29 protein-coding genes and 1 tRNA gene are annotated in these 25601 nt (G+C 64.6%); 15 read left to right on the plus strand and 15 right to left on the minus strand.

Annotated elements, in window-relative coordinates; all coding sequences use genetic code 11:
* Positions 1 to 98: 98 nt before the first annotated feature.
* Together NATTI_RS0106265 and NATTI_RS0106270 are read right to left on the minus strand one after the other, a co-directional pair.
* The gene (locus NATTI_RS0106265; RefSeq protein WP_006088872.1) at positions 99 to 1052 is read right to left on the minus strand and encodes a Vms1/Ankzf1 family peptidyl-tRNA hydrolase; all 954 of its coding nucleotides are present in this window, start codon (positions 1050 to 1052) and stop codon (positions 99 to 101) included.
* A gap of 29 nt (positions 1053 to 1081) precedes the next feature.
* Positions 1082 to 1459 carry a DUF5802 family protein gene (locus NATTI_RS0106270; RefSeq protein WP_006088870.1) on the minus strand — a complete coding sequence of 126 codons (378 nt, stop codon included), beginning with the start codon at positions 1457 to 1459 and terminating at the stop codon, positions 1082 to 1084.
* A 423-nt stretch (positions 1460 to 1882) separates the two neighbouring features.
* Here NATTI_RS0106270 and NATTI_RS0106275 point away from each other — a divergent pair, with 423 nt between their 5' ends.
* Both NATTI_RS0106275 and NATTI_RS0106280 read left to right on the plus strand, forming a co-directional pair.
* Positions 1883 to 2692 (plus strand): putative sodium/potassium/calcium exchanger, encoded by an 810-nt coding sequence (locus NATTI_RS0106275; RefSeq protein WP_006088869.1) that lies wholly within the window; start codon positions 1883 to 1885, stop codon positions 2690 to 2692.
* 128 nt (positions 2693 to 2820) lie between these two features.
* Positions 2821 to 3477, plus strand: coding sequence for an ArsR/SmtB family transcription factor (locus NATTI_RS0106280; RefSeq protein WP_006088867.1), 657 nt, complete (start codon positions 2821 to 2823; stop codon positions 3475 to 3477).
* 27 nt (positions 3478 to 3504) lie between these two features.
* Here NATTI_RS0106280 and NATTI_RS0106285 read toward each other — a convergent pair whose 3' ends face one another.
* Entirely contained in the window at positions 3505 to 4122 is a 618-nt protein-coding gene (locus NATTI_RS0106285; RefSeq protein ID WP_006088866.1) for a DUF456 domain-containing protein, read from the minus strand.
* Positions 4123 to 4147: 25 nt separating this feature from the next.
* Between NATTI_RS0106285 and NATTI_RS0106290 the strand changes: the two genes are divergently transcribed.
* Both NATTI_RS0106290 and NATTI_RS0106295 read left to right on the plus strand, forming a co-directional pair.
* A complete protein-coding gene (locus NATTI_RS0106290; protein ID WP_244879975.1) occupies positions 4148 to 4414 on the plus strand; it encodes a hypothetical protein in 267 nt (88 codons plus the stop codon).
* A gap of 157 nt (positions 4415 to 4571) precedes the next feature.
* Positions 4572 to 4769 carry a hypothetical protein gene (locus tag NATTI_RS0106295; protein ID WP_006088863.1) on the plus strand — a complete coding sequence of 66 codons (198 nt, stop codon included), beginning with the start codon at positions 4572 to 4574 and terminating at the stop codon, positions 4767 to 4769.
* A 7-nt stretch (positions 4770 to 4776) separates the two neighbouring features.
* Here NATTI_RS0106295 and ahbB read toward each other — a convergent pair whose 3' ends face one another.
* Positions 4777 to 5817: a siroheme decarboxylase subunit beta gene (ahbB, locus tag NATTI_RS0106300; protein ID WP_006088861.1), complete on the minus strand. Its 1041-nt coding sequence runs from the start codon at positions 5815 to 5817 to the stop codon at positions 4777 to 4779.
* 248 nt (positions 5818 to 6065) lie between these two features.
* Here ahbB and NATTI_RS0106305 point away from each other — a divergent pair, with 248 nt between their 5' ends.
* The 3 genes from NATTI_RS0106305 to NATTI_RS0106315 all read left to right on the plus strand — a co-directional run bounded on the left by NATTI_RS0106305 (position 6066) and on the right by NATTI_RS0106315 (position 8706).
* Positions 6066 to 7136: an anthranilate phosphoribosyltransferase gene (locus tag NATTI_RS0106305; protein ID WP_006088860.1), complete on the plus strand. Its 1071-nt coding sequence runs from the start codon at positions 6066 to 6068 to the stop codon at positions 7134 to 7136.
* A gap of 207 nt (positions 7137 to 7343) precedes the next feature.
* A complete protein-coding gene (locus NATTI_RS0106310) occupies positions 7344 to 8105 on the plus strand; it encodes an SDR family NAD(P)-dependent oxidoreductase (protein ID WP_006088858.1) in 762 nt (253 codons plus the stop codon).
* Between the two features lie 100 nt (positions 8106 to 8205).
* Positions 8206 to 8706: a small multi-drug export protein gene (locus NATTI_RS0106315; RefSeq protein WP_006088857.1), complete on the plus strand. Its 501-nt coding sequence runs from the start codon at positions 8206 to 8208 to the stop codon at positions 8704 to 8706.
* 4 nt (positions 8707 to 8710) lie between these two features.
* Here the strand turns inward: NATTI_RS0106315 and NATTI_RS0106320 are convergent, their stop codons facing one another.
* Positions 8711 to 9682 (minus strand): succinylglutamate desuccinylase/aspartoacylase family protein, encoded by a 972-nt coding sequence (locus NATTI_RS0106320; protein WP_006088855.1) that lies wholly within the window; start codon positions 9680 to 9682, stop codon positions 8711 to 8713.
* A gap of 154 nt (positions 9683 to 9836) precedes the next feature.
* Here NATTI_RS0106320 and NATTI_RS0106325 point away from each other — a divergent pair, with 154 nt between their 5' ends.
* From NATTI_RS0106325 to NATTI_RS0106335, 3 genes are all read left to right on the plus strand, one after another.
* Complete coding sequence (locus NATTI_RS0106325) at positions 9837 to 10355, plus strand: peptidylprolyl isomerase (protein WP_006088853.1); 519 nt, start codon at positions 9837 to 9839, stop codon at positions 10353 to 10355.
* Positions 10356 to 10541: 186 nt separating this feature from the next.
* Positions 10542 to 11246, plus strand: a complete 705-nt coding sequence (locus NATTI_RS0106330; protein ID WP_027119081.1) for a CatB-related O-acetyltransferase — start codon at positions 10542 to 10544, stop codon at positions 11244 to 11246.
* A 307-nt stretch (positions 11247 to 11553) separates the two neighbouring features.
* On the plus strand, positions 11554 to 12066 hold the full coding sequence (locus tag NATTI_RS0106335; protein ID WP_027119082.1) for a peptidylprolyl isomerase: 513 nt from the start codon (positions 11554 to 11556) through the stop codon (positions 12064 to 12066).
* 523 nt (positions 12067 to 12589) lie between these two features.
* Here NATTI_RS0106335 and NATTI_RS0106340 read toward each other — a convergent pair.
* Positions 12590 to 13189, minus strand: a complete 600-nt coding sequence (locus NATTI_RS0106340) for a DUF192 domain-containing protein (protein ID WP_006088848.1) — start codon at positions 13187 to 13189, stop codon at positions 12590 to 12592.
* A 248-nt stretch (positions 13190 to 13437) separates the two neighbouring features.
* Between NATTI_RS0106340 and NATTI_RS0106345 the strand changes: the two genes are divergently transcribed.
* From NATTI_RS0106345 to NATTI_RS0106355, 3 genes are all read left to right on the plus strand, one after another.
* Positions 13438 to 14388, plus strand: coding sequence for an oxidoreductase (locus tag NATTI_RS0106345; RefSeq protein ID WP_006088847.1), 951 nt, complete (start codon positions 13438 to 13440; stop codon positions 14386 to 14388).
* 94 nt (positions 14389 to 14482) lie between these two features.
* Complete coding sequence (locus NATTI_RS0106350; protein WP_006088846.1) at positions 14483 to 14824, plus strand: ferredoxin; 342 nt, start codon at positions 14483 to 14485, stop codon at positions 14822 to 14824.
* Positions 14825 to 14970: 146 nt separating this feature from the next.
* Positions 14971 to 15054 (plus strand) — tRNA-Leu (locus NATTI_RS0106355).
* A gap of 152 nt (positions 15055 to 15206) precedes the next feature.
* On the opposite strand, the gene NATTI_RS0106360 is transcribed toward NATTI_RS0106355, so the two are convergent.
* Genes NATTI_RS0106360 through NATTI_RS0106375 form a run of 4 tightly spaced genes read right to left on the minus strand, consistent with a single transcriptional unit; the run spans position 15207 to position 18330 of the window.
* Positions 15207 to 15911, minus strand: coding sequence for a TOBE domain-containing protein (locus NATTI_RS0106360; protein ID WP_006088844.1), 705 nt, complete (start codon positions 15909 to 15911; stop codon positions 15207 to 15209).
* Positions 15911 to 16678 carry an amino acid ABC transporter ATP-binding protein gene (locus NATTI_RS0106365; protein ID WP_006088841.1) on the minus strand — a complete coding sequence of 256 codons (768 nt, stop codon included), beginning with the start codon at positions 16676 to 16678 and terminating at the stop codon, positions 15911 to 15913. Before NATTI_RS0106365 ends, NATTI_RS0106360 begins: the two co-directional genes overlap by 1 nt.
* Positions 16675 to 17394: an ABC transporter permease gene (locus NATTI_RS0106370; protein ID WP_006088839.1), complete on the minus strand. Its 720-nt coding sequence runs from the start codon at positions 17392 to 17394 to the stop codon at positions 16675 to 16677. Before NATTI_RS0106370 ends, NATTI_RS0106365 begins: the two co-directional genes overlap by 4 nt.
* A gap of 12 nt (positions 17395 to 17406) precedes the next feature.
* A complete protein-coding gene (locus tag NATTI_RS0106375; protein WP_006088838.1) occupies positions 17407 to 18330 on the minus strand; it encodes a substrate-binding domain-containing protein in 924 nt (307 codons plus the stop codon).
* Positions 18331 to 18571: 241 nt separating this feature from the next.
* On the opposite strand from NATTI_RS0106375, the gene NATTI_RS0106380 reads away from it, so the two are divergent.
* Positions 18572 to 18814, plus strand: a complete 243-nt coding sequence (locus tag NATTI_RS0106380) for a hypothetical protein (RefSeq protein WP_006088837.1) — start codon at positions 18572 to 18574, stop codon at positions 18812 to 18814.
* A gap of 18 nt (positions 18815 to 18832) precedes the next feature.
* Here NATTI_RS0106380 and NATTI_RS0106385 read toward each other — a convergent pair whose 3' ends face one another.
* The 4 genes from NATTI_RS0106385 to nadA all read right to left on the minus strand — a co-directional run bounded on the left by NATTI_RS0106385 (position 18833) and on the right by nadA (position 23901).
* Entirely contained in the window at positions 18833 to 20305 is a 1473-nt protein-coding gene (locus tag NATTI_RS0106385) for an aldehyde dehydrogenase family protein (RefSeq protein WP_006088834.1), read from the minus strand.
* A 92-nt stretch (positions 20306 to 20397) separates the two neighbouring features.
* Positions 20398 to 21213 (minus strand): carboxylating nicotinate-nucleotide diphosphorylase, encoded by an 816-nt coding sequence (nadC, locus tag NATTI_RS0106390; protein WP_019991683.1) that lies wholly within the window; start codon positions 21211 to 21213, stop codon positions 20398 to 20400.
* Between the two features lie 6 nt (positions 21214 to 21219).
* A complete protein-coding gene (locus NATTI_RS0106395) occupies positions 21220 to 22761 on the minus strand; it encodes an L-aspartate oxidase (protein WP_006088833.1) in 1542 nt (513 codons plus the stop codon).
* A 6-nt stretch (positions 22762 to 22767) separates the two neighbouring features.
* Entirely contained in the window at positions 22768 to 23901 is a 1134-nt protein-coding gene (nadA, locus tag NATTI_RS0106400; RefSeq protein ID WP_006088831.1) for a quinolinate synthase NadA, read from the minus strand.
* Between the two features lie 203 nt (positions 23902 to 24104).
* Here nadA and gfo6 point away from each other — a divergent pair, with 203 nt between their 5' ends.
* Positions 24105 to 25175, plus strand: coding sequence for a D-xylose 1-dehydrogenase Gfo6 (gene gfo6 / locus NATTI_RS0106405; RefSeq protein WP_006088825.1), 1071 nt, complete (start codon positions 24105 to 24107; stop codon positions 25173 to 25175).
* A gap of 37 nt (positions 25176 to 25212) precedes the next feature.
* Here the strand turns inward: gfo6 and NATTI_RS26430 are convergent, their stop codons facing one another.
* Entirely contained in the window at positions 25213 to 25371 is a 159-nt protein-coding gene (locus NATTI_RS26430; protein ID WP_006088824.1) for a DUF2267 domain-containing protein, read from the minus strand.
* Positions 25372 to 25601: the final 230 nt, after the last annotated feature.

A 25601-nucleotide genomic window follows, 5' to 3' on the forward strand; every position in this document is an offset into this window, starting at 1 on the left:
GGCGTTCGGTCGACAGTGCGGCCGCATCGCTCAAAACGACTGGGGTTCAGTTCATCGGCGGTCACGGCTGAAGCGGCAGGCATCGACACGCGAGACGCTTACAGTACCCGCAGATCGGTCGTCCAGAACGACCGGTGAGCGTCCTCGAGCGCCGGTTTCGGATCGCCGGTCGCGTCGACGGCAGCGGTTCCCGCTACCTCGAGTCCCGATTCCTCGACCAGCGTGTCGACGACGCCACGCTGACCGACCACGAACAGGCGCTCGACGTCGTAGTCGGCGAGGGCCTCCGTACAGCGCTCGAGGTGGTCGTCGATCTGGTCGTCCCGAATGCGCTCGAATCGAGCCTGCGAGAAGCCGCCCTTCGAGTGGTTCCCCTTGACGTCGCTCTCGAAGCCCCGGTAGTCGACGCGCTCGTCGCTCTCGTAGACGCCGAGCGCGAACAGATCGGTTCGGACGAGCGCGAGCGCGTACCGACCGGTCGGCAGGAGCCACTCCTCCTCGAGGGCGAATCGATCGGTCCACGTCACACGCGAATCGTGGTCGCCACCGAGCGCCTCGTCCGCGAGGTCCACCGGCGGCTCGAGCGTGACACCGACGAGACCGGCGTCGTCGACGCAGAGCACGCACGGGGTGGCCTCGTCGATGAGCGCAGAGCGTTCGCCGAGCACGTCATCAAGGTCGATATCCGTCTCATCCCGGAGGTCGTCGACGGCGTCGTCGCTGTCGAGGACAGCCGTCAGCGCCCCCTCGGGACCGGTCCGGAACGAGGTCAGTCGGCCCACGACCTCCGCGAGACGGCTCCCGCGCAAGCGTTCGCGGCGACGGACCGCGAGGCTGTCACCGTCACCGTCGACGTGCTCGAGTTCACCCTCGAGTTGGGCGATACGGTCCTCGAGCCGGTTGACTTTCTCTTCGGCGTCCTGTCTGGCCGTGGCCGCGTCGGCCCGGCGCTCGGATTCGGCCTCGTAGCGGCTCTGCAGTCGCTCGTTTTCCTCCTCGAGTTCGTCGATACGGTCTTTGAGCGAGGCGCGGCCGAGCAGCTCGTCGAGCATTCGTTCGAAGGGGCGAAGCGAGAATACTTCTAGGTTCCGGCGTTTCGCAGGTCGTCGCCGGAGTCGGGCCAGCCGCCTGACCACGTGAGCAGTTGCTCGGCGTGCTCGCGCCGGGCGAGCAACACCTCCCGAAGCGACGGCGGGTTCCGGATCTCACAGCCTTCGAGCATCGGCTCCGGAAGGGCGAGCGTGTTCGTCGGCACCTTCTCGTTCCCGTGGACCGGAAAGTGCTGGCTCTCGAGTTTCATCACGAGCGGGGCGTCGAGGCGTTCGACGCCGTCGCCGGTCGCGTAGACCGCTTCGTTGATTCGCTCGTGCTGGTCGCTGTGCATGAGGGCGTGATCCCCGTCGGTCGGCGTCACGTAGAGTCGTCCGAGATAGTAGCTCCGCGAAAAGCGCTCGAACATGCTATATGATACCACGCACCAGGAGGATATAACTATTTTCGGACAGGCTTAAGTCGAAGGACTATCAGCGAAGACGGTCACCGGTAGCGAATTCCGGGGCAAACAGTCCCGGTCAAGAGACGGTTCGGCCGTCCGGTCAGTTCACGAACGATCACACCAGCGTGTGAACGATAGTCATGGAGCGAGAGCGACCCGAAAGTCTGACCGCCAGCCGTTACTCGTACGCAGGCAGCGCTCGGAGATGAACGGTCTCCCGAACGCGGCGACCGGGTTGGAACTCGGATTCAAGGGTCGGTTGGACGCCCGCAAAAACGACGCTAGCGGTCGTGAACGGTCGAAACTGAACCGACGACTCGCGAATTCGATTGAACGGTACGAACGAAGGTCAGTCTTTTTAGTATGTTCGGGACAAGTGCCAGAGTAATGAGAGCCAGTCGGTCGGTCGCGTTCCTCGTGCTGGTCGCCATCCTCGGACTCACGGTCGCCCCGGTCGCGAGTGGTGCCGTCGTAGGGACGCTTACCGGCGATTCCGACGGCGAGGACGAGTCGAGCAACGAGGCCGAACCGGAGATCGACGTGTCGACGTTCATGCAATCGACGGCGACCGACGCCGAGCGGTCGGTCGAGTCCGGAATGCACGATTCGAGGTACGAGGCCGCCGACAACGAGACCCGGGCCGAGATGGTCCGCGAGCAAACGGACACCCTCGAGGAGCGACACGCCGACCTCGAGGCCGAGCACGAGGTACTTCAAGAGCAGAAAGACGAACTCCACCGGGGCGAGTACCAGGCGCGGATGGCACAGCTCACCGTGGAGATCCAGTCGTTCGACCGTGCGATCGATCGAACCGAACAGCAGGCCACCGAAACCGGCGTCACCGACGAGCGACTCGACGAACTCAGAGAGAACGCCGCGACGCTGTCCGGTCCGGAAGTGGCCGAGATCGAACGCGGGCTCGGCGGTCCCGACGGCACTCCCGGCGGCGGACCACCGACACACGCGAACGCCGGTAATCAAACGGACGGTGCTCTCGGCCAGGGAAACGCTAGCCAACCCGGTCAGGCCGACCCCGGCAACCAGTCGGACAACGAGAACCCGGGTCAGGGAAACGCTAGCCCGCCAGGACAGAGCGATTTCGACGAGCAGACCGACGACGATGAAGGACAGGCGGACGACGGAACTCCTGGGCAGGGAAACGCTACCCCATCCGATCACGCTGACGCTGGCAACTAACGGGCGATTCGAACACCGACTCGAGCGATACTCCACGCGTTCCCACGGATCGGTACCGACCCAGACCCGGACTCCGCGTTCATACCGAGCAGACACCCTTTTCAGCGGCGACCGCTAACCCTCTCACGATGGACTCCGCCGCGTTGCTGGATTTGTTAGGGAACGAAAACCGGAGACGAATCCTCCGGTTGCTCGCCCGCAAACCCTGTTATGTAACCGAAATTTCGGAGTACCTCGGCGTGAGTCCCAAGGCGGTCATCGAACACCTCCGGAAACTCGAGGAGGCAGGCCTGATCGAGAGCCGGGTCGACGACCAGCGCCGGAAGTACTTTCATATCGCTCGCCACGTTCGCCTCGAGGTAAACGTCTCGCCCTACGGCTTCGCGAGCAAGAGCGCCTATCCCGCCAACAGCAGCTTCGACATCACGACCTGTCGGCACCTCACGCTCGACGTCGCCTGGGACGAGGGCGAGGATCTCGACGACCTCCTTCACGCGCTGGAAGACCTCGAGCAGCTCGAGAACGAACTCTCGCTGGCCCAGCGGTGGGTCCAGGGGCGACTCTGTGACGTCCTCGACGGTATCTCCGAGACGGTCGGCACCGGCCCCGAGAGTCGGATCTACGCCGACGTACTGGCGAGCATTCGCTCCGAGCCGAAATCAGTCGGCGAACTCGGCGAGGATGTCGACGCGCCGCGGGAACTCGTCGCCGAACTGCTCGAGTCGATGGCCGATGAAGGGATCGTTCGCCGGACCGAGCGGGGTTGGGAGCTGACGACGGCGTAAAAGGGCCTGACACCGCACGCCGGCCACTCAGTCGATATCTCGGACGAGCCCATTACGGAGGTCCCGACCGAAGTAGTAGCCGATGAGACAGCCCACCAGCCCGGCGGCTACGCCGACGGCGACGACGGCCTGATAGGAGCCGGCGACCGCGAGCACGGTGTAGCTGGCCAGCGCGGAGAGTCCGCCGACCGTCGTCCCCGCGGCGGCCATCTCGAGGTAGCGCCGTTTCGATGTGAGTAATCCGACCGCGAAGGCGACGCCGAACATCCCGAGGACGCGGCCGGCGAACGGAATCGTCATTCCCCCAGCGACCAGTCCGGTTCCGGCCAGCAGGACGAACGCGAAGAACGCTCGCGGCGAGAAGTACTGCTCGAGCGAGGGTCCAGACGTGGGGATCGAGAGTCTCGATTTGAGCCTCGAGAATCGCGACGAACTCGAGTTTGCGTCGGGTTCGGCGGAGGGATCGATCGACGTGGATGCCGGCTTCTGGTCCGCGTCGACCGACCGCCGTGGCTCGCGCTCCGCTGGGGGCCGTGACTCGTCGGTATCGACGCCGCCCCCCGTTCCCGAGAGCAGTTCCTCGGTCTCCGCGAGGAGATCCTCGGTGTCGCGGCTCTCGGTCACTTCTTCCGAGCGGTCGCTCATACTCGTTCGTTGCATTCGAGAGCGCATGGGTTTTTCGCCGTCCGGCCACAGGGTATACGACCCCGGCACCCCCACCGAAGTCATGGCGTGGCTCGCGCCGGCGACGTTCGGGCTATTCGCGGCCGGCGCCGGCACGCTGTGTTACGTCCTCGTCGCGAACCTCGAGCCCCAACCGGAGTATCCGGCGCTGATGACGGACCTGATGCGACTGCTCAGGGCCGGCATCGCGATCTGCGGGCTCGCGATCGGCGGCGTGTTTCTGTACGCGGCGGCGGGGCTGTATCTCGGCTAGTCGTGGGCTCGAGGCCGGTGCCACGTCGACCATATCTCGTCAATTCTACCGGCAGTCTCGATGTCGCTCCCGTAGTCCGATACCCGGCGGAGCGACGATTCTCGAGAGCCGATAGGAGGAGGCCGTTTTTTCACCACGGAGCCAGTATCCGTGAGCGATGAACGCCGAACTGCTCGCGTTCGGTGTCAGTGCAATCGCCCTGGGGATCGGTGCGTTGGTGGGTGCTCGACACCTCTATCCGCGACTCGAACTGGACGAGGATGCCGAGTCCTCGCTGCAGTTGCTGACCGCGATGATCGCGGGCGTTCTCCTCTTGACCGGGCTGGGGCTGGTACTGGTCGGATTGTTCGGCTAACGTAGCGTCACTCGCCGACGAGTTCCTCGTAGCGCGCGCCGGTCTGCTTCAGGGTCTCCGTCGAGTAGAGCCGCTCGTGATCGACCGGAAGGTAGTCAGTCGCCAACTCGTCGATTTTCGCGTCGACGGCGTCGGGATCGCGGCCGTGGATCATCGTGAACAGGTTGTACGACCAGTCCTGCTCGGGCCGGCGCGGTCGGTGATAACAGAGCGTGACGTAAGGCAGGCCGCCTGCGCGCTCGCCCCACGCATCGAGGTGGTCGTCCGGGACGTCCCAGACGACCATGCAGTTCGAGTCGAAGCCGGTGACGACGTGATTGACCACGCAGCCGATGCGCTTGATGCAGCCGTTGTCGACGAGCCGGTCGATCGACTCGAGTACGTCATCGACGTCCGCCTCCAGTTGGGCCGCGATGTCCCGGTAGGGCGTCCTCGAGAGCGGGAACCCGTCCTGGATCGCGAGCAGGAGGTCGGCGTCGAACGCGGAAAGGTCGCCGGTGGCCTCCTCGCTCATGCGGGTCGCGGAGGAGTCGGTGCCCTCGTCTATCGATTCACGTGCGAACCGATCCGCGTTGACGACCGGAAACTCGAGGTTGATGTAGTAGTCCGTCAGCATCGGCAGGTTGAGCACCGCACAGCCGGTTCGCTCCTCGATTTCCGCGAGGAGTTCGTCCCGCGTCGCCCGCGAGCCCGCGGTGACGACGAACCACATGTTCCACTCGTGGTCGCGGGCGTAGTTGTGGTTGACCTGCTGGTACTCGTTGATTGTCGCGGCGATCTCGTCGAATCGATCGTCGGGTGCCTGCACGGCCGCCAGCGTCGACGACCCAATCACCGGCGGGTTGAGAACGGCTCCAAAGCGCCGGACGATGCCGGCATCGTGGAGTCGACGAACCCGCTCGAGCGCGTCGTCCTCGTCGATACCGAGATCCGATCCGATGTGGCGAAAGGGGCGTTCCGCGACGGGAACGCCGCTCTGGTAGCCGTCGATGATGGCCGCGTCGACGTCGTCGATCGACTCGCGCCAGTCCCCCGAGAGGCTGCTCATTGGGTGGGCTAGGGAGAACACGACCGTATTGTTTTCGGGTCGGTTCGAGTGCTGCGGGTGTCGCGTCCGGTCCGAATCGGACGGAACCCTGATCCAGCCGCGTCGCTCGGCCAACAGCGACGCGGACCCGGTAGCGACCGATCCGATTTCTGGGACTGTTCGCGTTGTTGGCCGAAAAACCCGTCATTCGTCGGCGAGACGAGACCGGAAACGGGAGGTTTTTGCGCCGGCCGTCCCAACGATCGCGTATGGCGAAGGCAACCCAGGAGTTCGGCGAGTGGCCGCTCAAACGGCTGATGACGGAGATCGTTGGCTCCGGTCCGAAGTCCGCCGACGACATGACTCGCGAGCAGGCTCGAGAGGCCTTCCAGCGCATTCTGGCCGGCGAGCCCGACGAGACGACCCTCGGCGCGTTCTGGCTGGCCAACCGCTGGAAGCGCAACAACCCCGAGGAACTCGCGGGCTACACGGACGTCATGCTCGAGGAGTCGGTCGAGACGGCCGAACCCGACGCGAACCCCGTCGACTGCGGCGCGAACTACGACGGCAAGCACACCTCCGCCGTTCTCGGCGTCGGTGCCGGCCTCGTCGCCGCCGCCGCGGGAACCCCCGTTGTCGTCCACTCCGGCGATCGGGTTCCGACCCAGAAGGCGACGGCGTACAAACACGTCCTCGACGAACTCGGCGTCCGGACGGAACTCGATCCATCGGAGAGCGCCGACATGGTCGACGAGACCGGCTTCGGCTTCTACTACCAGCCCGCCTTCAATCCCGGCATTCAGGACCTCTACGAGCGACGCGACATGATGGGCGTCCGGACGTTCGTCAACACCATCGAGACCGTCGCCAACCCCGCCAACGCCGACGTTCACCTCGGCTCGTTCTACCACCTCGCGTTCGCGAAGAAGATGACCGACCTGATCGAGGAGAGCGACCACCTCTCCTTTTCCCGCGCCATCTTCTTCCAGGGGATGGAGGGCTACGACGACATCCGACCCGGTTACACGAAGGTGGCCGAGTGGGACGAGGGTGAAGACGAACTCGAGGATTACGAGATCGAAACCGCGAACTACGGCATGGAGATGGAAGCCGAAGACCTCGCGGTCGACGACGTCACCGCGGATTCGGCGTCGATCACCGAGGAAGTTCTCGCCGGCGAACGCGACGACCACTTCGCCGACGCCATCGCGCTCAACGGCGCGTTCCGGATGTACGCCCGACAGGACGTCGAGAGTTTGGAGGAAGGGCTGGAGAAAGCGCGTGACGTGATCGCGGACGGCAGTGCAGAAGCGGTGCTCGAGGACCTTCGCGCCTTCTGAGCCACATCGGTTTCCGTTCATCGACGCCGGTTATCCGATATCGATCCAACGGCGACGACGCTTCATTTCTGAGCGCACTCGAGTTCACAGCCGATTAGGATCGAACCTTACCACTGTTTGTGAATCGTAGCTATTCGCCGAACAAAGACACTATCTAAATCGCAAATAATGAACGAATTTATGTAGCCGCCCTCCGATATCGCGAGTATGCGACTGGAAGACAAGACGGTAGTCATCACGGGTGCGGCATCGGGGATCGGCGAGGAGACAGCAAAGCGGTGTGCCGAGGAGGGCGCACGCGTCGTCGTGACGGACGTCAACACGCCGGGTGGCGAGGAGACCGTCGCCGACATCGAGGACGCCGGCGGCGAAGCCGAGTTCCGCGAACTCGATGTCACCGACAGCGAGCGGTTCGACGAGGTCGTCGACGCCGTCGCCGAGGAGTACGGCATCGACGTGATGGTCAACAACGCCGGCACCGGTCACCCCGGCGGGAGCCTCGAGGACGTCGACGACTCCGTTCGAGATTTCGTTATCGACGTCAACATCAAGGGCGTCTGGAACGGCTGTGCCGCCGCGCTTCCCCACATGAAAGAACAGGGCCACGGCTCCATCGTCAACGTCGGCTCGCTGGCCTCGATTCTCGGGCTCCCGAAGCAGGCCGCCTACTCGACGACGAAGGCCGCCGTCCTGAACATGACCCGAACGATCGCCGCCGAGGCCGGTCCCTACGGCGTCCGCGCCAACGCCGTCTGTCCCGGCTTTACGGAAACCCAGATGCTCGATCAGTACGTAGCAACGCAAGACGATCCCGAGGCGGCCCGGCAAGCGATGGCCGAGGACTACCCGCTGAAGCGACTCGGTAAACCGGAAGAGATCGCCGACTCGATTCTGTTCCTCGCCAGCGACGAAGCGTCGTTCGTCAGCGGCCACGGGCTGGTCGTCGACGGTGGCTTCTCGACCTGCTGACGGATTTGGCCGCGAACGCTGCCGGACGCGCAAATCGAAACCGGTTTTTCGCCGACGGTCGTTTAGGGCTACTAACACGTCCATCAGGCGGACGGCTTCCATGACGCTCGTTCCAGCACTCGTCGACGTCGGCGCGACCCTCGAGGAGGCTACCGGCCTCGGCCGCTACCTGCTCGTCTTCCTGCTCGCGATGATTCCGGCGATCGAACCGTTCGTCGTCATCCCGGTCGCCATCGGACTCGGACTCGATCCGGTCGCGACGGGGCTCGCCGCCTTCGCTGGCAGCGCCACCGCCGTCGGCGCGATCGTCGTCGCCCACGAGCGACTCGTCGCCTGGTGGGCCCGCCGGACCGGCACCGACCTGACCGACTCGAGCGACCGATACGGACGCGCGCGACGGCTCTGGAAGCGCTACGGACTCGCCGGTCTCGCGCTCGCCGGCCCGATACTCGCGGGCATTCACCTCGCGGCGCTGCTCGCGGTGATCGCCGGTGACGACACGCGGGCGATCTTCGGGTGGCTCACGGTCGGACTCGGCGTCTGGACGGTCGCGCTCGTCGTCGTCTCGACGGTCGGCTTCTCGCTGTTGGGGCTTCCCTGAGCCGTCACTCCTCGCGGACCAGCGCGACGCTCGCGAGCTGGTCGCCGCCGACGACGGTCGCCTCCTGCGTGAGCGCGTAGAGGATGCCATCGCGATCCGCCGCCGCCTCGTGGAGTGGTTCGTACGTCGTCGGATCGTACACCGTGCCGATCGAGGTTCCGGCGGTGATCTCCTGGCCCACGTCGAGCGAGGGCTCCGGATGAAACAGGCCGCCGTCGTCGGCGGTGACCTGCCCGAGGTGGTTGCGAGCGACGGTCTGCTCTCGATCGGGTACCTCGCCGGGGAGCATCCCGAGATACCGACAGACGTCGAGCAGGCCGTCGACGCCGATCTCGACGGCGTCCTCGAGGATGTGTTTGTTGTGAGATAACTCGGGTGTGATCGACGGAATCCCCTCCTGGGCGGCAGCGACGCGGAGCTTCCCCCCGAACCCGCGTCGGTGCCACTCGTCGGAGGCGTCGTCATCGGCCTCTTCGGAGAGCAACAGGTCGGTCCCGAAGGCTTCGGCGAGGTTTCGGGCCGCCTCGTCACCCTCTCGATAGACGACGTGCGGGAGCATGTCGGGGCTGCCCGTGTGGAGGTCCACGATCGCGTCGGCCGCCTCGATCTCCGCCCAGAGCGTGGCGGCCATCCGCTGGTGGAGGCTGCCGTCCGCGTTGCCCGGCCAGATTCGGTTCATGTTGGGGTTGACGCTGTCGAACTCCTCGGGCGTGATGTAGGAGACGAGATCGAAGGTGAGCGGGTTCGCGACGGGAACCGCGACAATGGTTCCCGATACGGACTCGAGTGGCAGTCGCTCGTGAAATCGCCTGAGGGCCTCCGTCCCGTTGATCTCGCGGCCGTGCTGGGCCGCCTGGACGTAGAGCGTCGGTCCGTCTCCACCGCCCTGGTATGTATGAACTGTCGTTGTGAGTTCCACACCGGAGGGGAGCCGGGCAAGCATTACGTCCTCGGCCGTGTGCGTTCCTGCGGTCATAGGTCGCCGTTCTACGTCCCGCGGTATGTAGCTGCGGCCGTCTGTCGTCACCCGAACATGACATCCGATCGGGTTCGCGACCGCTCGAGATTCCGCTCGGTCGCCGCGGCTCGAGACCACTAGCGTTTTCTGTCGGCCCGCCGTCCCCGAAGGTATGGGAGATGTTACTGCGACCCTCCACACTAACAAGGGAGACATCGATGTCGAACTGTACGACGAACGCGCACCGCGGACCGTCGACAACTTCGTCGGTCTCGCGACCGGCGGAAAGAGCTGGGAGGACCCCGAGACGGGCGAGGAGGTCGACGGCGAACCGCTGTACGACGACGTCGCGTTCCATCGCGTCATCGAGGACTTCATGATTCAGGGCGGCGACCCAACCGAAACCGGTCGCGGTGGTCCCGGCTACCAGTTCGACGATGAGTTCCACGACGACCTCCGCCACGACGACGCTGGCATCCTGAGCATGGCGAACTCCGGACCGGACACCAACGGCTCGCAGTTCTTCATCACGCTCGACGCCCAACCGCACCTCGACGACCGCCACTCCGTCTTCGGGAAGGTCACCGACGGGATGGACGTCGTCGAAGAGATCGGGAGCGTCAACACCGGCCGAAACGACGAACCCAAAGAGGACGTCGTCCTCGAGTCGGTCTCCGTCGACTACGAGTAATCGATTCCAAGCTCGAGCGGCGCTCGAGTGTATAGCCCCCGACGTCACCGAACGGAGTTTTTCGACGTCGCGACACCGTACGACGTTCCTGCGGGCGGGAGTGTTACCGTTCGAGCAGATGCATTCGTCAGTACGGTTGTGAATCGAACGACATTTTTATACTAATCTTCCGTAACACTGACTACGGTGACTCTCGATACCCTTGTGGAACGCTCGCTGTCGGTGCTAGGCTATCCGTCCGTGACACACGGGTTCGTTGACCGGTATCTCGATTCGACGGCTCTCGAAATCGCCCCCTCCGCTCGCATTGCGATGGGGTGTCTGCTTCGAGGCGCGATCGATCTCCGCCCGCATACGAGGCTGAGTCGGGGCTGCATCCTCGCCGGTGACGTGACGGTCGGAACCCGGACGAACCTCGAGCCGAACTGCGATCTCGTCGGAGCGGTCGAACTCGGTAAATACTGCGCTATCGCCCGTGAGACGACGTTCCAGCAGACGAACCACGAGACGACGAGACCGTCACAACAGATCCGCTTTTACGACGAGGTGCTCGACAGCGACCTTCCGCCGACGGGGAAGGGGCCGATCACGGTCGGTAACGACGTCTGGATCGGGACGAAGGTGACGGTCCTCTCCGGCGTGACGATCGGTGATGGTGCCATCGTCGGGGCCGGGTCGGTCGTCAGTTCCGACGTCGAGCCGTACGCTGTCGTCGCCGGAGTCCCGGCCGAACGGATCAAGTGGCGATTCCCCCGGGCGGTTCGTAAGAAGCTTCTGGAACTCGAGTGGTGGAACTGGGACGAGGAGACGATGCGCGCTCGTCGAGCGTTCTTCGAGCGCGATCTCCAGACCGTCGACGACGTCGCGGAGATAGCAGACCTCCTCGAGTGAACCTGTCGACGAAAAGCCGTGCTCGCGTGGTCACGCCCGAGGGAGCACAGTGCGACAGTCCCGAGTCGTACTGCGCGCCCGCGGACCGCCTCGAGTCGGGTTTGAAACCCGATATTGTTATTTTCCTACGAGACTCACGAGCGGTATCGCTCCATACCGACCGCTCCGTCGACGAACGCTGCTCGCTGGAACCGCCTCGAGTCTCGGCCTCGCACTCGCCGGTTGCGTGAATCCCGCTGATGACGACGTGGGACGCAACTCGGACGCGACCGACGGCGGATCGACTGCGGACTCGAGCCCCGACGACGTGCTGACGGCGACACTACACACGAGCATGGGCGAGATCGATGTCGAACTATACGCCGACCGCGTCCCGCGAACCGTCGAGAACTTCGTCGGTCTCGCGACCGGCGAACGGCCCTGGATCGATCCCGTAACGGGTGCGGAAGTCGACGGCGAACCGCTGTACGACGACATCGTGTTCCACCGCGTCATCGAGGACTTCATGATCCAGACCGGCGATCCGCTCGGCACCGGCCGCGGCGGTCCGGGCTACCAGTTCGACGACGAGTTCCACGAGGATCTGCGCCACGACGGCGCTGGCATCCTGAGTATGGCCAACTCCGGGTCGGACACCAACGGTTCGCAGTTCTTCATCACCCTCGACGCCCAGCCCCACCTCGACGGCAGACACGCCGTCTTCGGCAAGGTGACTGCGGGGATGGCTGTCGCCGAGGAGATCGGCGGCGTCGACACCGACGCGAACGACCGGCCGCGGGAGGATGTCGTGCTCGAGTCGGTCTCCGTCGGCAACGAATAACAACAGCCGGGAGCCGGATCCGTTGTTCAGAACACTCTCGCGAAACTCGGAGTGCGTACAGGCCAAGAACGCACCGTTCAGTACAGGGCAAGGCATTACCGCTGCGGTTGAGCCAAAGCTGCAGCACCCGCGAGCGACCATCGGGAGCGAGCGGCCTTTTTAGCGTAGACTTTTGGAGTTGAGCGGGACCGGCGGTCCCGCTAACCGTGCGAACGGACGCAAAGCGTCCGTGAGCAGAGAGCGGTGAGCGAGCCACACGAGCGAACCCGACGAGAAAAAGGTACTTCTGCAGACGTACTCACCGAATCGGAGGGCTCGGTTTCACACTCCTGTCCAAACGATACCAATCGCACCACCAACCGCTGATGCCGTGAATCCGCGGTGTCTCGAGTTCGAGAGCCCGTTGCACGTTCCGAACGCTGTCGCCCCAGCGGTAGATATAGTATTAACTGAAACGATTCACACACTGATCGCCGACACAGCTGGTGGTCAGGCGTGCAATGGCGTGCAGTGGCTACTATAACTACAGCTCGAACTCGAGGACGTCACCTTCCTCGACGTCGCGCTTGGCAGTCCACTCGTAGACGACTTCCAGTACGTACTGTCCGCGGCCGGCATAGGTCTGGTCCCTGCCGTCCTCGTCCGGTCCGGGCTCCGGCGCGTGGTGAATATCCGTGATCACGCCTTCGTCGTCGGCGAAGACGATGTCGATCCCGAACGACATCTCCCGCATGAAGAACTCTCGGTCCTCGACCGTCTCGTAGACGAACAGCATGCCGCGGTCCGCTGGTAACGCCTCGGTGTCGCTCAGTCCGAGCTGTTGCAGTTCCGGTGCGTCGGCGATCGCCGCCGTCACTTCGCCCAGTTCCTCGCCGTCGGCGTCCGTCACCGCTACCTCGGTGGTCTCGTACTCCGCGTGGACCTCGGACGAGGAGTCGTCCGTATCGTCGTCGCTCGAGTCTGAATTCTCCGCCGTCTCTTCGAGTTCGTCTCCGTCATCATCGGCCCCCTCGTCGTCGCCGGTATCGTCGGCACAGCCCGCGATTACGAGCGTACCGAGGCTCGTGGCGGCTCCTGTCAAAACGGTCCGTCGGTCCACGGTCGACGGTTGTCGCGAAGTCATTTCGATACGCAACCGACCACAAAGGCGCTGATAAGTGTTTGTCGACCGGTTCGTGAATATATGTCCGCAGACCAGGTTCGGATCAGCCATCGTGCGGGCCGATCGGCTGCATGTCCCGAAGTTGGAGCCGTTTGCGACAGACCGCCGTCACCTGAAGGTTCCGAGCGGCGTATTCGAACGGAGACCGACAGCCGTCGGTGGGAAACGCAGTGCGTACGTTTAGGGGTCGGGCACGCGTTAGCGTCGGTGTGAACTGGACAGTTGACGACGTTCCCGATCAGGACGGCCGAACGATCGTCATCACGGGAGCCAACAGCGGGATCGGTCTCGAGGCAACCCGCGAACTCGCCCGACACGGGGCGAACGTGATCATGGCCTGTCGAAACACCGAGCGTGGCGAGGACGCCGCAGCGGACGTCCGTGCGGGCGTTCCCGACGCCGACCTCCGCGTCGAGGTCTGTGATCTAGCGAGCCTCGAGTCGATCCGCGCGTTCGCCGATCGGCTCGAGGACGAACCGATCGACGTCCTGATCAACAATGCCGGGACGATGGCGATTCCGTGGTCGGAGACCGAGGATGGCTTCGAGACCCAGTTCGGCGTCAACCACCTCGGTCACTTCGCGCTCACGGGACTGGTGCTCGAGGGACTGCATACGGCCCCCGAATCGGAACCCGCGCGGGTCGTGACGGTCTCGAGCGGCCTCCACGAGCGCGGCGAGATCGACTTCGACGATCTCCAGGGCGAACAGGCGTACGACAAGTGGGACGCCTACGGCCAGTCGAAGCTCGCCAACCTGCTGTTCGCGTACGAACTCGAGCGTCGGTTCCTCACGGCCGGGCTGTCCGCCAAGAGTCTCGCGGTCCATCCCGGCTACGCGGACACGCAGTTACAGTTCCGCGGAATCGAGGGCCGTGGCTCCCGAATCCGGTTGCTGGGCAGACAGCTTATGAACGCCGTGTTAGCCCAGCCGGCCGAGAAGGGCGCGCTCCCGACGCTGTACGCGGCGACCGCGCCGGATGCGGAGGGCGGCGCGTACTACGGCCCCGGCGGACTGCTGGACATGCGCGGCACTCCCGAACGACAGGCCTCCTCGGACCGGTCGTACGACCGCGGGACGGCCCGTCGGCTGTGGGAGGTTTCGAGCGAACTGACCGGTGTGACGTACGATCTCCCCGAGCCAAAAGCTCCGTCGTCGTGAGCCGCTGACTCGAGACCGCTCGATGTAGTGTTCGCTCGGGCCCCGTCTCGCGTCGACCGTAACGCGAAAGGCGACGCAGCCGAACTGTCGAGTAATGAGCGACGACGACGGTATCCAGCGCGCGAGCGACATCGGCTCGTCGGACGCGCCACCGATCGAGGAGAAGCCCTACAAGATCATCTTCGAGGCCAACAAGTGCTTCGGCGCGGGCAAGTGCGCCGAGGTCAGCAGCAACTGGGAGATGTCCATCAAGTCCGGCATCGCCCAGCCGAACACGTACTTCTTCGACGAAGAGGATCTCGAGCACAACGTCCGCGCGGCGGAGGTCTGCCCGGCGAAGAAAGACGACGGCTGCATTCACGTCGTCGACCGCCGCACCGACGAGGAGATTGCGCCGGACCCCCACGGCGACGGGACGTTGAGCGTCGACTGGTAGGGCTCGCCTTCGGGTACCAACAGAGATGGGATCTCAACCGCGATCCGGTCGCTCGAGGGAATCGTGAAACTCGTTCGCGAAAGATAACTCGAAGCAACACCGAAACGCACATCCCACCACACGGTCAACGGTCGAGTGCCTTCTGTGCGAGGGTAGCCAAGCAGGCCAACGGCGGTGGGCTTAAGACCCGCTCCTGTAGAGGTCCGAGGGTTCAAATCCCTTCCCTCGCATGTCACCGCGAACACTCGTGAGCGGTGACTGCGAGCAGAGGGATTCGAATCAGGGAGTGGAGCGAGGCGAAACGACCGTGGTTCGAATCCCTTCCCTCGTTCACTTACACTCGTCGTGTCGAGTCGCTCATCCAACGCTGCGTTTCCGTCACCTACGACTCCGACCTCGAGTCCACGCCAATCCCCCTCGCAGCCGTCGCCTTGAACGATGCCGTGATCGATCGGCCGGTCTCGAGCCCCAGTCGCTCCGCGCTGGCTCGAGTGACGAGCGCCTGAAGTGTCGTCTCGTCCGCGAGTCGAACCGTCACCCGATCGATCGCGTCTCCCGGTTCGACCTCGACGACGGTCCCCGAAAACCGATTTCGAAGGCTGGTATCGTCGCCTCGAGGGGTCTCGGTGGGATCGGTCAGCACGACGGCGTCCGAGCGGACGCTGACCTGCACTTCGCCCGCGTCCTCGGGAACCAGCGCCAGTATCGAGCCGACGGCCGTCTCGACGGTCGCGAGTTCGCCCGTTCGGTCCCGGACGGTGCCCGAGATAACGGACTCCGTCACCCGGGCGACGCCGTCGAGTTCGGCGGCGTGTCGGTCAAACCGCTGGCAGAGGTCGCAAGCGGTGTCCGTCAGTTCGGTGCCGCCGCCGCCGCGGCCGCCGCGTTGCCGTTCGGTGAGTGGCCCGACGGCGTCTTCGATCTCGACGATCCGATTCTGCAGACGCGCGTACGACCGGCCCAGTTCGTCGGCCGCGCTGTGCATCGAGCCGTGGTCGTCGATCGCCTCGAGCATCTCGATATCGCGGCGGTCGATCGTCACGCCGTCGACCGCCAGCGTCGTGGTGTAGCCCTTTTCGATCGTCATCAGTAGATCAGCTCCCCGTCGATGAACTGTTGTGTTCGTTCGTCGGTCGGCTCCTCGAACACCGTTTCGGTTGGCCCGACCTCGATAATCTCGTCTTCGAGAAGCACCGCGACCCGATCCGCGATCCGTTCGGCCTGGTGCATGTCGTGGGTGGCGATCGCGACGCCGATGCCGCGGTCCCGCGCGTTGCGGATCGCCTCCTCGAGGACGGCCGTGTTTCGCGGGTCGAGATCCGACGTCGGCTCGTCGAGGAGGAGCGCGTCGGGTTCGTACGCGAGCGCCCGAGCGAACGCGACGCGTTGAGCTTCGCCGCCCGAGAGCGACGACGCGTCCTGATCGGCCTTGTCGGCCAATCCGACGGCGTCGAGCGCGTCGATCACTTCGATGGTGCCGTTTTCGGCCCCGACGAGACTCGCGAGTTCGTGTCGAATGCGGTCCGTCCACGACTGTCTGACCCGGAGCCCGTACTCGGCGTTACGAACGACGCTCGCGTCGAACAGGCTGGCCTCCTGGAAGACCATCCCGATCCGACGACGGTACTCGAGGCGCTCGCGGTCGCCGACCGCCCAGACGTCGGTTCCGTCGTACTCGATCGAGCCGTCGTCGGGCGCGTCGAACAGCGCGAGCAGCCGCAGCAGCGTCGACTTCCCGACGCCGGAGGGCCCGATGATGGCGACGACCTCACCGGGCGAGATCGACAGCGAGACAGCCTCGAAGACGGTTTCGTCGCCGTAGGCGTGATAAACGTCCGTCGCGCGTAGCGTCATCGGTACCGCCCTCCCCCGTCGTTTCCGAGCCGAACGACAATCGCGTTGACGGCCAGGACGAGGACGAGCAGGATCGCGCCGAGGAGCATCGCGGTCTCGAACCGGCCCTGTCGGGCCTCGAGCTGGATGGCCGTCGTGAGCGTCCGAGTGACCGACGTCCCGTCCGAACGGGCGATGTTACCGCCGACGATGAGAACGGAACCGACTTCGCTGATCGCGCGGCCAAAGCCCGCCAGCACGGCCGTCGCAATCCCGTAGCGCGCTTCTTTGATCGTGACGAACGCGACGTCCGTCCGCGTCCCGCCCATCGCGTACGCCGCGTCTCGAACGTTCTGCTCGACGCTGCTGACGGCGGCGAGACTGACGCCAGCGATGACGGGCGCTGCAAGCACGAACTGCGACATGATCATCGCTTCGGGGGTGAAAACGAGGTCGAACGAGCCGAGTGGCCCCTGATTCGAGACGGCAAAGAGGACGACGAGACCGACGACGACGCTGGGAAAGCCCATCCCGGTGTTGATAAGCGACGTGAGCAGCGTCTTCCCGCGAAACTCTGTGAAGCCGATGAGGAGGGCGACCGGGAGGCTGAACAGCGTGCTCAGCGCAACGGCAACGAGGCTGACGTACAGCGAGACCGCGATGATGCTTCGGATGTAGTGCCACTCGAAGGGAAAGTCGACGACCAGCGGCGCGACCGGGGTGAGTTCGAGTACCATCCAGAATCAGTCTCAGTCGTCGCCCGCGCCGTCCCAGCCCTCGGGGACGTACTGCTGGAAGTTCGGTTCCTCGGAGACGGCCTCCGGAAAGAACAGCTGTTCGCCCTCGACCGCGTACTCCTCGATCCGTTCGCGGCTCTCGAGTCCCGTGAGATACCCAATGTACGCCATCGCGAGGTCGTAGTTCACGGTGTCGTGGACGGCCGGATTGACGGCGACGATGCCGTACGGATTCGCGAGCAGGTCCGGCCCGTCTTCGATCGGGCCCTCGACGTGGATCTCGAGGCCGATATCCGACCGCATCGAGAGATACGTGCCGCGGTCGGCGAGCGTGTAGCCGCCACCCTGATTCGTCTGGGTGAGTATCTCGCCCATGCCGCCGCCCCCGTCCAGATACCACTCGCCGAATTCGCCGTCGCCGACGCCGGCGGCGTCCCAGATCTCGAGTTCTTTCGCGTGCGTTCCCGAGTTGTCCCCCCGTGAGACGAACGTCGACTCCGCGTCGGCGATCTCGGCGAACGCCGTTTCGACATCCGCGCTCCCCGAAATCCCCGCCGGATCGTCGGCGTCGCCGGCGACCACGAAGTCGTTGAACATGAGGTCTCGGCGATTGATGCCATAACCCGATTCCAGAAACTCGTCCTCGAGCGAGCGGGCGTGGACCATCACGACGTCCGAGTCGCCGCTGCGGGCAGTCTCGAGTGCGGCTCCAGTCCCCTGCCCGATCGCCTCGACGGTGACGCCGTATCGGTCCTCGAACGGCGCGTTGAGTTCGTCGAGCAGCCCCGTATCGTAGGTGCTCGTCGTTGTCGTGAGCCGGAGCGTTTCGCCGGTGATCCCCCCGTCTTCCCGACTCCTAAACGCCGTACAACCGGCGATCCCGGCAACCGCCGCGGAGCCGACCGCTGCGACGAACTGCCGGCGTTGTATCGACATGGATACTACGACAGATGCTGACGACTAATAGCTTTGGATGATGAAGTAACTGAATCTGGTTATGAGTCTCACTGAGGATTACTAACTCGTATGAGATGGAAGTATGCGTAACCGAAATTGGGCACATTCACAGTCACCAACGATGTTGGTCCTGAGAGATCGACCGGCCGACCGGCATCGCCCCGGAGCCTGCAGGTACAACTGATTCCCTACCCCCGCCGGTAGAACAGTCGGTACTCCGATGTCCAATCCGGATCGATCGCAGTCACAGATTGCCGACAATCGGCTAGCGATCGCCGTCGTCGTCGGCTCGCTGCTCGTCGCAGCGTTCGCTATCCTGATCGTCCGGGCGGGACTGATCGACGCGCTCCTCCCGGCTCACGGCCCGCCAGCCGACGCGGCGCCGCTGTACTTGCTGGCGCTCGTCGCGGCGGTCGCGCTCGCGGCCTGGAGTTGGAACCGGTTTCTCTCCTGGTTCCAGTAATGAAATCCGCGACCGCCGTCAGAACGGGTACTCTCGAGACTCGCGCTGGACCGAGATCCACTTCGTCGTCGTCAACTCCTCTATGATCGACTCGCCGTTGTACCGGCCCAGTCCGGACTGTTTCATCCCGCCGAAGGGAACGTGGGGCTCGTCGTTGACCGGCTGATCGTTGATGTGGATCATGCCCGTCTCGATGCCGTCGGCGATCGATCGGGCCTGGGCGAGGTCCTCGCTGTGGACCGACCCCGAGAGGCCGTGGATCGTGTCGTTGGCCAGTTCGATCGCCTCCTCGTCGCTCGAGTACGGGATCACCGGCGCGACCGGGCCGAAGTGTTCGTTACACGCCGCGGCCATGTCGTTGTCCGCGTCGGAGAGGACCGTCGGCTGGACGACCAGCCCGTCGTGATCGCCGCCAGTCTCGAGGGTCGCGCCTTCATCGACTGAGGTCTCGACGTACTCGAGGATCTGATCGCGCTGGCTCTCGTCGATGATCGGTCCGACGACCGTCTCATCGTCGGTCGGATCGCCGGTCGGGAGGTTCGCCGCGCGGTCTGTGAGCATCCCCACGTAGTCGTCGTAGACATCCTCGTGGACGAGGTGGCGGTTGATCGAGATACAGATCTGGCCCTGGTGGAGGAACGAACCGAATGTTCCGCCGTCGACCGCGCGCTCGAGGTCAGCGTTCTCGGTGACGACGTGGACGTTGTTCCCGCCGAGTTCGAGCGCGGGAAGCGCGCAGTTGCCGGCCGCGTTCGCGGCGACTCGCTGGCCGATCTCGGTCGACCCCGTGAAGGCGAGCACCCGCGGGATCTCGTGGTCTGAGATCGCGTCCCCGATCTCGGAGCCGCTGCCGGTGACGACGTTGAGGACGCCCTCCGGCACCCCGGCTTCCTCGAAGATCCGCGCGAGGAGCAAGCCGCCGGTGATCGGGGTGTTCGAGGCCGGTTTGAGCACGACCGCGTTCCCGGTCGCGATGGCCGGCGCGACCGCCCGCATCGAGAGATGCAGCGGGAAGTTCCACGGCGAGATGACGCCGACGACGCCGGCCGGTTGGCGCTCGACGACGTTCTCCTTCCCGGGAATGGTCGACTCCATCTGTTGGCCGTCCATCCGGAACGGGTAGCTCGCCGCCTGCTGCATCATCCCCGTCGCCGTCTGCAGTTCCGCCCCGGACTTGACCCGCGTACTGCCGGACTCGAGGGCCAGCAGTTCGACGATGGCCTCGCGATTGTCGCGGACGAACTCGGTCGCCGCGGTGATCACCTCCGCTCGTGCCTGCGGCGGTTGCTGGGCCCACTCTTTCTGGGCCTCGTTCGCCGCCTCGTAGGCCCGGTCGACATCGTCTTCTGTCCCGGCCGGAACGGTCGCGATCTCCTCGCGCGTGTAGGGGTTCTCGACCGCGAGCGTATCCCGATCGTCGGGTTCGATCCAGTCGCCGGCGAGATACTGGGCGTTCCAGCCCGATTCGGGCGGTAGTGGGAGCTCCATCATACGGAAATCTATCAGTCGAACGTCTAAAAGTGAGACACACGCAGATGCAACGGGCTGTTATCCCCACGTCCGGCCTCGAGCACGATGGCCGGTTACTCGCCGGTCCGAAACGACAGATCCAGCGACGGCGCGGAGTGGGTCAACGACCCCATCGAAATCACGTCGACACCCGTCGCGGCGTAGTCGTCGACGGTCTCGAGCGTGATCCCACCACTAGCCTCGGCCAGCACGCCGTCGTACTCCGCAAGCAGGTCGACGGCATCCCCGGTCTCGGCGGGCGTCATGTTGTCGAGCAGGATGATATCCGCACCGGCTGCGGCCGCCCGCGGCGCGTCCGCGACGGACTCGACCTCGACGTCGAGTTGGGTCGCGAACGAGGTCCGTTCTTGAAAGTGGGATATCGCGCCCTCGAGGCCCATCTCGGCGATGTGGTTGTCCTTTACCATCACCATGTGAGAGAGATCGAGTCGGTGGGTATCCCCGCCGCCCGCGACGACGGCGCGTTTCTCGAGCCCCCGAAGTCCGGGCGTCGTCTTGCGGGTCGCGGCGATCCGAACGTCGTCGGATTCGGTCCGAGCACGATCGACGACCCGCCGGGTTCGCGTCGCGATTCCCGACGCGTGGCCCGCAAGGTTTACTGCGACGCGTTCGCCCCGCAACACCTCGCGTGCGGGCCCCTCGACGCGGAGGAGTTCGGCCCCTGATTCGGCGTGGGTGCCGTCCTCGAGCGTCTCGAGCACGTCGACGCCGAGGTAGTCGAAGACGGCCGTCGCGGCCTCGAAACCGGCGACGACGCCGGACTCCTTCGCGACGAGGCGCCCCGTGGTTTCGCCCGGAACCTGGTTCGTCACGTCGTGGTGGCCGACGTCTTCGCGGAGCCAGCGTTCGACCTGTGCGTTGGTGATCATTGTGGTTCAGTCGTCCGCCGGCTGTTCGGGTTCGCCGGGCGTCTCGTTCGCGTCGTTCACGACGTAGTGACAGCCCGTCGATTCCGTATTCTCGCTCGCCGCTCGAGCGATCAGTAGGGCTGTCACGCTCGCGTTCCGGAGTTCGTACAGGTCCCGCGCCGTCCGGGTTCGGATGTAGGCGTCGACCTCGCCCTTGAGTCGCCGGAGGACGGCGCTCGCACGGGCGATCTCCTCGGGATCGCGCTCGAGGCCCAGATACTCGTCCATCGTCCGCTTCAGGCGGATCGACTTCTCGGCGGCGAAGCGCTCTGGAAGGTCGGGATCGCTGTCGCGGAGGTCGGGTGCCTCGACGGTTTCGGGGTCCGCGTCCAGACCCGCAGCGTCTTCCCCTGCGCGGAGCCCCCAGACCAGCCCCTCGAGCAAACTGGTGCTCGCCAGCCGGTTCGCACCGTGGACGCCGGTTCGGGCACACTCGCCGACGGCATACAGTCGGTCGAGGTTCGTCCGTCCGCGGCCGTCGACGTCGATACCGCCACACAGGAAGTGCTCGCAAGGTTCGACAGGAATCTCAGCGCCCTCGATGCCGCGGTCGCGACACTTCTGTGCGATGGCAGGGTACTCCTCGGCGAACTCGCCTTCGAGCGTGCTCACGTCTAAGACGACTTCACCCGTCTCCGCCCGCTCGGTCTCGACGGCGCGGGCGACGACGTCTCGCGGCGCGAGTTCGGCATCGCGGTGGTAGTCGTCCATGAACCGCTCGCCGTCCCCGTTCCGCAGTACTGCACCCTCGCCACGCAACGCTTCGGAAAGCAGAAACGGGTCGTCACCGTCGTAGGCCGTCGGATGGAACTGCACGTACTCGAGGTCCGCGACATCCGCCCCAGCGAGGGCGGCCATCGCGATCCCGTCGCCCGTCGCGTCGTCGGGGTTCGTCGAGCGCGTGTAGAGCGCGCCGATGCCGCCGGTTGCGAGGATCGTCGTCCCGGCGAAGATCGGATACCCCGTCGGATCTTCGTCACTCAAAACACCGTGGACTCGTCCTTCGTGCGTAATCAACTCGAGCGCGGCGGTATCCTGCCGAACCTCGATACGGTCGTGGTCGGCGACGTGGTTCAGGAACGGCCGCAAGATGTGGGTCCCCGTCGCAGCGTCGACGTGAAGAATGCGATAGTTCGAGTGTGCGGCCTCCCGCGTGTAGTCGAACTCGCCGTCGCTCGTCTCGTCGAACTCGATCTCGAGCGTCTCGAGCAGCACGTCCTCGACGGCGTCGTCAGCGTTCTCGACGAGCACGTCGACCGCGTCGGGATCGGCGGTACCATCGCTGGCTGCGATAATATCTGCTTTGAGGCTCTCCGGATCGCCTCGAGTCGTCGAGATGCCGCCCTGGGCCCAGTCGGTGCTGGCGTCGTCTGGTTTCGTGGCTTTCGTCAGGAGGAGGACGTCGCTCCCCTCGCGGGCAGCCTGCAGCGCGGCCGCACAGCCGGCGATGCCGCTGCCGACGACGAGCACGTCCGCAATTTCGTGGTCGTGGTTGTGAGTTTCGGTCATCGTAGATCAGATCTCGAGCATCCGATCGAGTGCGACGCCCGCGAGTTCTTTCTCCTCGGGGGCGACCTCGATGACGTTGCGTTCGCGACCTTCGACGAGTTCCTCTAACACCCACGTCAGATAGTTCGGGTCGATCTGACGCATCGCATTGCAGTCCATGCAGGCGTCACCACAGAGCGGGAGGACGTTCACCTCGGGGTGCCACCGTTGCAAGTGATTCGTCAGGTGGATTTCGGTGCCGATGGCCCACGTGTCGCCGGGGTCGGCGTTTTCGACGGTCTCGCAGATCGTCGCCGTCGAACCCGCTTTATCGGCAACCTCGACGACCTCTCGACGGCACTCGGGGTGGACGATGACCTTCGCATCGTCGTGTTCGGCACGCACCTGCTCGATGTGATCGACGCGGAACCGCTCGTGGACCTGGCAGTAGCCGTCCCAGAGGATGATGTCGCTCTCGGCGACTTCTTCGGCGTCTTTCCCCTCGGGATCCCACGGATCCCACTCCGCAATTCGGTCTTCCATCCCCATCCGGTGAGCCGTGTTCTCCCCGAGGTGTTTGTCGGGGAGGAAGAGGACTTTGTCACCCTTCTCGAAGGCGTACTCGAACGCTTTGTGCGCGTTCGAGGAGGTACAGACGAGTCCGCCCTGGCTCGCACAGAACGCCTTCAGGTCCGCGTAGGAGTTCATATACGTGATCGGGATGATGTTCGCGTCGGGCGCGGCCGCCGTGATTTCGGCCCACGCGCTGTCGACCTGGAGCGCCTCAGCCATCCCGGCCATCGGGCAGGAGGCCTCCATGCTCGGCAGGATGACGGTCTGCTCGTCGTCGGTGATGATGTCCGCGCTCTCGGCCATGAACGTGACGCCGCCGAAGATCACGTACTCGGCGTCCGCCTCGGCGGCCTCCTTCGAGAGCTGATAGGAGTCACCGATAAAATCGGCGTGCTCGACGATTTCGCGTCGCTGGTAGTTGTGCCCGAGGATGACGACGTCGTCGCCGAGTTCGGAGAGCGCCGCCTCGATGCGTTCGGTCCGTTCGTCCTCCTCGAGGTCCCGGTAGCGGGGCGGCAACTGCTCGAGGTTGTCGTATTTGAACAGACTCAGATCGGTCTCCAGCTCTGCCGTTTCCATTTTGACCATATTACGTCACCTGTGGTTGACTACACATCACAGCCCGCTATTGAATAACTTTTTCCTTCGATACGCATTCATGGCGGAATACTACCGGCTGATACAGCTATTGAAAACTCGAGGTCAGTTTTTCAACGTTGCGAACAGGATCGCGGAGACAGCTCCAGTCGAGCCGCCGCCGATGACTTTTCTCTCGGGCCCATAGAGTACGTATGGCACTCGAGGACGCCTTCGCGAACTTCACACGGAGAGACTGGGATCAGGAGTCACCCGACGGAACGGTTCGCCTCGCCGTGATCGGCGTCGGCGATTTCGCGCGGAATCGCGCACTCCCTGGCATCGCTGACGGGAGCTACTGCGAGACGACGATGCTCGTCACCGGCTCGCCCGACCGAACGCGGACCGTCGCAGAGTCGTTCGACGTCCCGCACGTCGTCGACTACGACGCGTTTCTGGCCGGCGACCACGCGGAGACGTACGACGCTGTCTACGTCGCGACGCCGAACGCAACCCACGGCAGGTACGCTACCGTGGCCGCGGACCACGGGAAACACGTCATCTGTGAGAAACCCCTCGAGACGAGCCTCGAGCGCGCTCGAGAGGTCGTCGACGCCTGTGCCGACGCCGGCGTAACGCTGATGACTGCGTATCGCCTCCAGACCGAGCCGACGGTCCGTCGCATGCGGGAACTCGTCGACGACGGCGTCGTCGGCGACGTTGTGCAGGTCCACGGCGGCTTCTCGCACCCGCTTGTAGCGCACGCGGGTCCCGACACCTGGCGGCTCGATCCCGACCTCGCGGGCGGCGGCGCGCTGGTCGACCTCGGTATTTACCCCCTCAACACCACTCGGTTCGTCCTCGAGTGCGATCCCGAGGGCGTGTACGCGACGACGCACTCGAGCGGCGAGCCGTTCGATGCCGTCGACGAACACGTCGCCTTCCAACTCGAGTTCGATACCGGCACGACGGCTTCCTGTACGGCGAGTTTCGACGCCCACGCCAGCAGCCGGCTCGAGCTGGTCGGCACCGAGGGAAAAATCCACATCGAATCGCCGTTCGGCGGCGTCGTCCCACAGGAGATGGTCGTCGAGAGCGGCGACGTGCGCATGGAGTATACGGGACCGCCAGTGGACGAGGTCTGCGAGGAGTTCGACTACTTTGGCTACTGCGTACTGACAGATACCGCACCCGAACCCGACGGTGCGGACGGACTTGCCGATCTGCGAACGGTCGAGGCCGCCTACGAATCGGCAGAGACGGGATGTCGGGTGGAACTCGAGTGAGAATGTGAGTCTCGAAAAAACAGTGATTCGTCTCCGGTCACTCTGACTGCTCCGGCTGCTCCCACGGCTTTCCCTCGGTGTCGACGAATTCGAACAGTTCATCGAATTCGTCGGGGAACTGCTGTTCGACGTTCGCGATTCCGTCGCCGGGAACGGTCTCGTTCAACAGCGCGACGACCGCCTTGATGCGGAACACCGCGTCGGACTCGTCGACGTCCGACGGGCGGCCGTAGTTCGTCTCGAGGTCGAGGTCTGCGTGCCGGCCTCGATACGGTGCTGTACCTCGCCGACGAAGTCCGTGTAGCTCGTCTTGTCAGTCTCGCTCATCTGGAATCCGAGGCTGGTCCCTCACTCCCCCTCTCGAGCGGTCGGTCGAAAAACGTCGTACCGGGATTTGCAGGGGCGTGGGAGACTGCTCGAGTCGAA

The organism is Natronorubrum tibetense GA33 (assembly GCF_000383975.1).
GTDB classification, from domain to species: domain Archaea; phylum Halobacteriota; class Halobacteria; order Halobacteriales; family Natrialbaceae; genus Natronorubrum; species Natronorubrum tibetense.

What these genes read in the sequence shown, in the direction of transcription:
- NATTI_RS0106265 (WP_006088872.1), bottom strand. Translation starts at nt 1,052, where the DNA reads ATGCTCGACGAGCTGCTCGGCCGCGCCTCGCTCAAAGACCGTATCGAC.
- NATTI_RS0106270 (WP_006088870.1), bottom strand. Translation starts at nt 1,459, where the DNA reads ATGTTCGAGCGCTTTTCGCGGAGCTACTATCTCGGACGACTCTACGTG.
- NATTI_RS0106275 (WP_006088869.1), top strand. Translation starts at nt 1,883, where the DNA reads ATGAGAGCCAGTCGGTCGGTCGCGTTCCTCGTGCTGGTCGCCATCCTC.
- NATTI_RS0106280 (WP_006088867.1), top strand. Translation starts at nt 2,821, where the DNA reads ATGGACTCCGCCGCGTTGCTGGATTTGTTAGGGAACGAAAACCGGAGA.
- NATTI_RS0106285 (WP_006088866.1), bottom strand. Translation starts at nt 4,122, where the DNA reads ATGAGCGACCGCTCGGAAGAAGTGACCGAGAGCCGCGACACCGAGGAT.
- NATTI_RS0106290 (WP_244879975.1), top strand. Translation starts at nt 4,148, where the DNA reads ATGGGTTTTTCGCCGTCCGGCCACAGGGTATACGACCCCGGCACCCCC.
- NATTI_RS0106295 (WP_006088863.1), top strand. Translation starts at nt 4,572, where the DNA reads ATGAACGCCGAACTGCTCGCGTTCGGTGTCAGTGCAATCGCCCTGGGG.
- ahbB (WP_006088861.1), bottom strand. Translation starts at nt 5,817, where the DNA reads ATGAGCAGCCTCTCGGGGGACTGGCGCGAGTCGATCGACGACGTCGAC.
- NATTI_RS0106305 (WP_006088860.1), top strand. Translation starts at nt 6,066, where the DNA reads ATGGCGAAGGCAACCCAGGAGTTCGGCGAGTGGCCGCTCAAACGGCTG.
- NATTI_RS0106310 (WP_006088858.1), top strand. Translation starts at nt 7,344, where the DNA reads ATGCGACTGGAAGACAAGACGGTAGTCATCACGGGTGCGGCATCGGGG.
- NATTI_RS0106315 (WP_006088857.1), top strand. Translation starts at nt 8,206, where the DNA reads ATGACGCTCGTTCCAGCACTCGTCGACGTCGGCGCGACCCTCGAGGAG.
- NATTI_RS0106320 (WP_006088855.1), bottom strand. Translation starts at nt 9,682, where the DNA reads ATGACCGCAGGAACGCACACGGCCGAGGACGTAATGCTTGCCCGGCTC.
- NATTI_RS0106325 (WP_006088853.1), top strand. Translation starts at nt 9,837, where the DNA reads ATGGGAGATGTTACTGCGACCCTCCACACTAACAAGGGAGACATCGAT.
- NATTI_RS0106340 (WP_006088848.1), bottom strand. Translation starts at nt 13,189, where the DNA reads ATGACTTCGCGACAACCGTCGACCGTGGACCGACGGACCGTTTTGACA.
- NATTI_RS0106350 (WP_006088846.1), top strand. Translation starts at nt 14,483, where the DNA reads ATGAGCGACGACGACGGTATCCAGCGCGCGAGCGACATCGGCTCGTCG.
- NATTI_RS0106360 (WP_006088844.1), bottom strand. Translation starts at nt 15,911, where the DNA reads ATGACGATCGAAAAGGGCTACACCACGACGCTGGCGGTCGACGGCGTG.
- NATTI_RS0106365 (WP_006088841.1), bottom strand. Translation starts at nt 16,678, where the DNA reads ATGACGCTACGCGCGACGGACGTTTATCACGCCTACGGCGACGAAACC.
- NATTI_RS0106370 (WP_006088839.1), bottom strand. Translation starts at nt 17,394, where the DNA reads ATGGTACTCGAACTCACCCCGGTCGCGCCGCTGGTCGTCGACTTTCCC.
- NATTI_RS0106375 (WP_006088838.1), bottom strand. Translation starts at nt 18,330, where the DNA reads ATGTCGATACAACGCCGGCAGTTCGTCGCAGCGGTCGGCTCCGCGGCG.
- NATTI_RS0106380 (WP_006088837.1), top strand. Translation starts at nt 18,572, where the DNA reads ATGTCCAATCCGGATCGATCGCAGTCACAGATTGCCGACAATCGGCTA.
- NATTI_RS0106385 (WP_006088834.1), bottom strand. Translation starts at nt 20,305, where the DNA reads ATGATGGAGCTCCCACTACCGCCCGAATCGGGCTGGAACGCCCAGTAT.
- nadC (WP_019991683.1), bottom strand. Translation starts at nt 21,213, where the DNA reads ATGATCACCAACGCACAGGTCGAACGCTGGCTCCGCGAAGACGTCGGC.
- NATTI_RS0106395 (WP_006088833.1), bottom strand. Translation starts at nt 22,761, where the DNA reads ATGACCGAAACTCACAACCACGACCACGAAATTGCGGACGTGCTCGTC.
- nadA (WP_006088831.1), bottom strand. Translation starts at nt 23,901, where the DNA reads ATGGTCAAAATGGAAACGGCAGAGCTGGAGACCGATCTGAGTCTGTTC.
- gfo6 (WP_006088825.1), top strand. Translation starts at nt 24,105, where the DNA reads ATGGCACTCGAGGACGCCTTCGCGAACTTCACACGGAGAGACTGGGAT.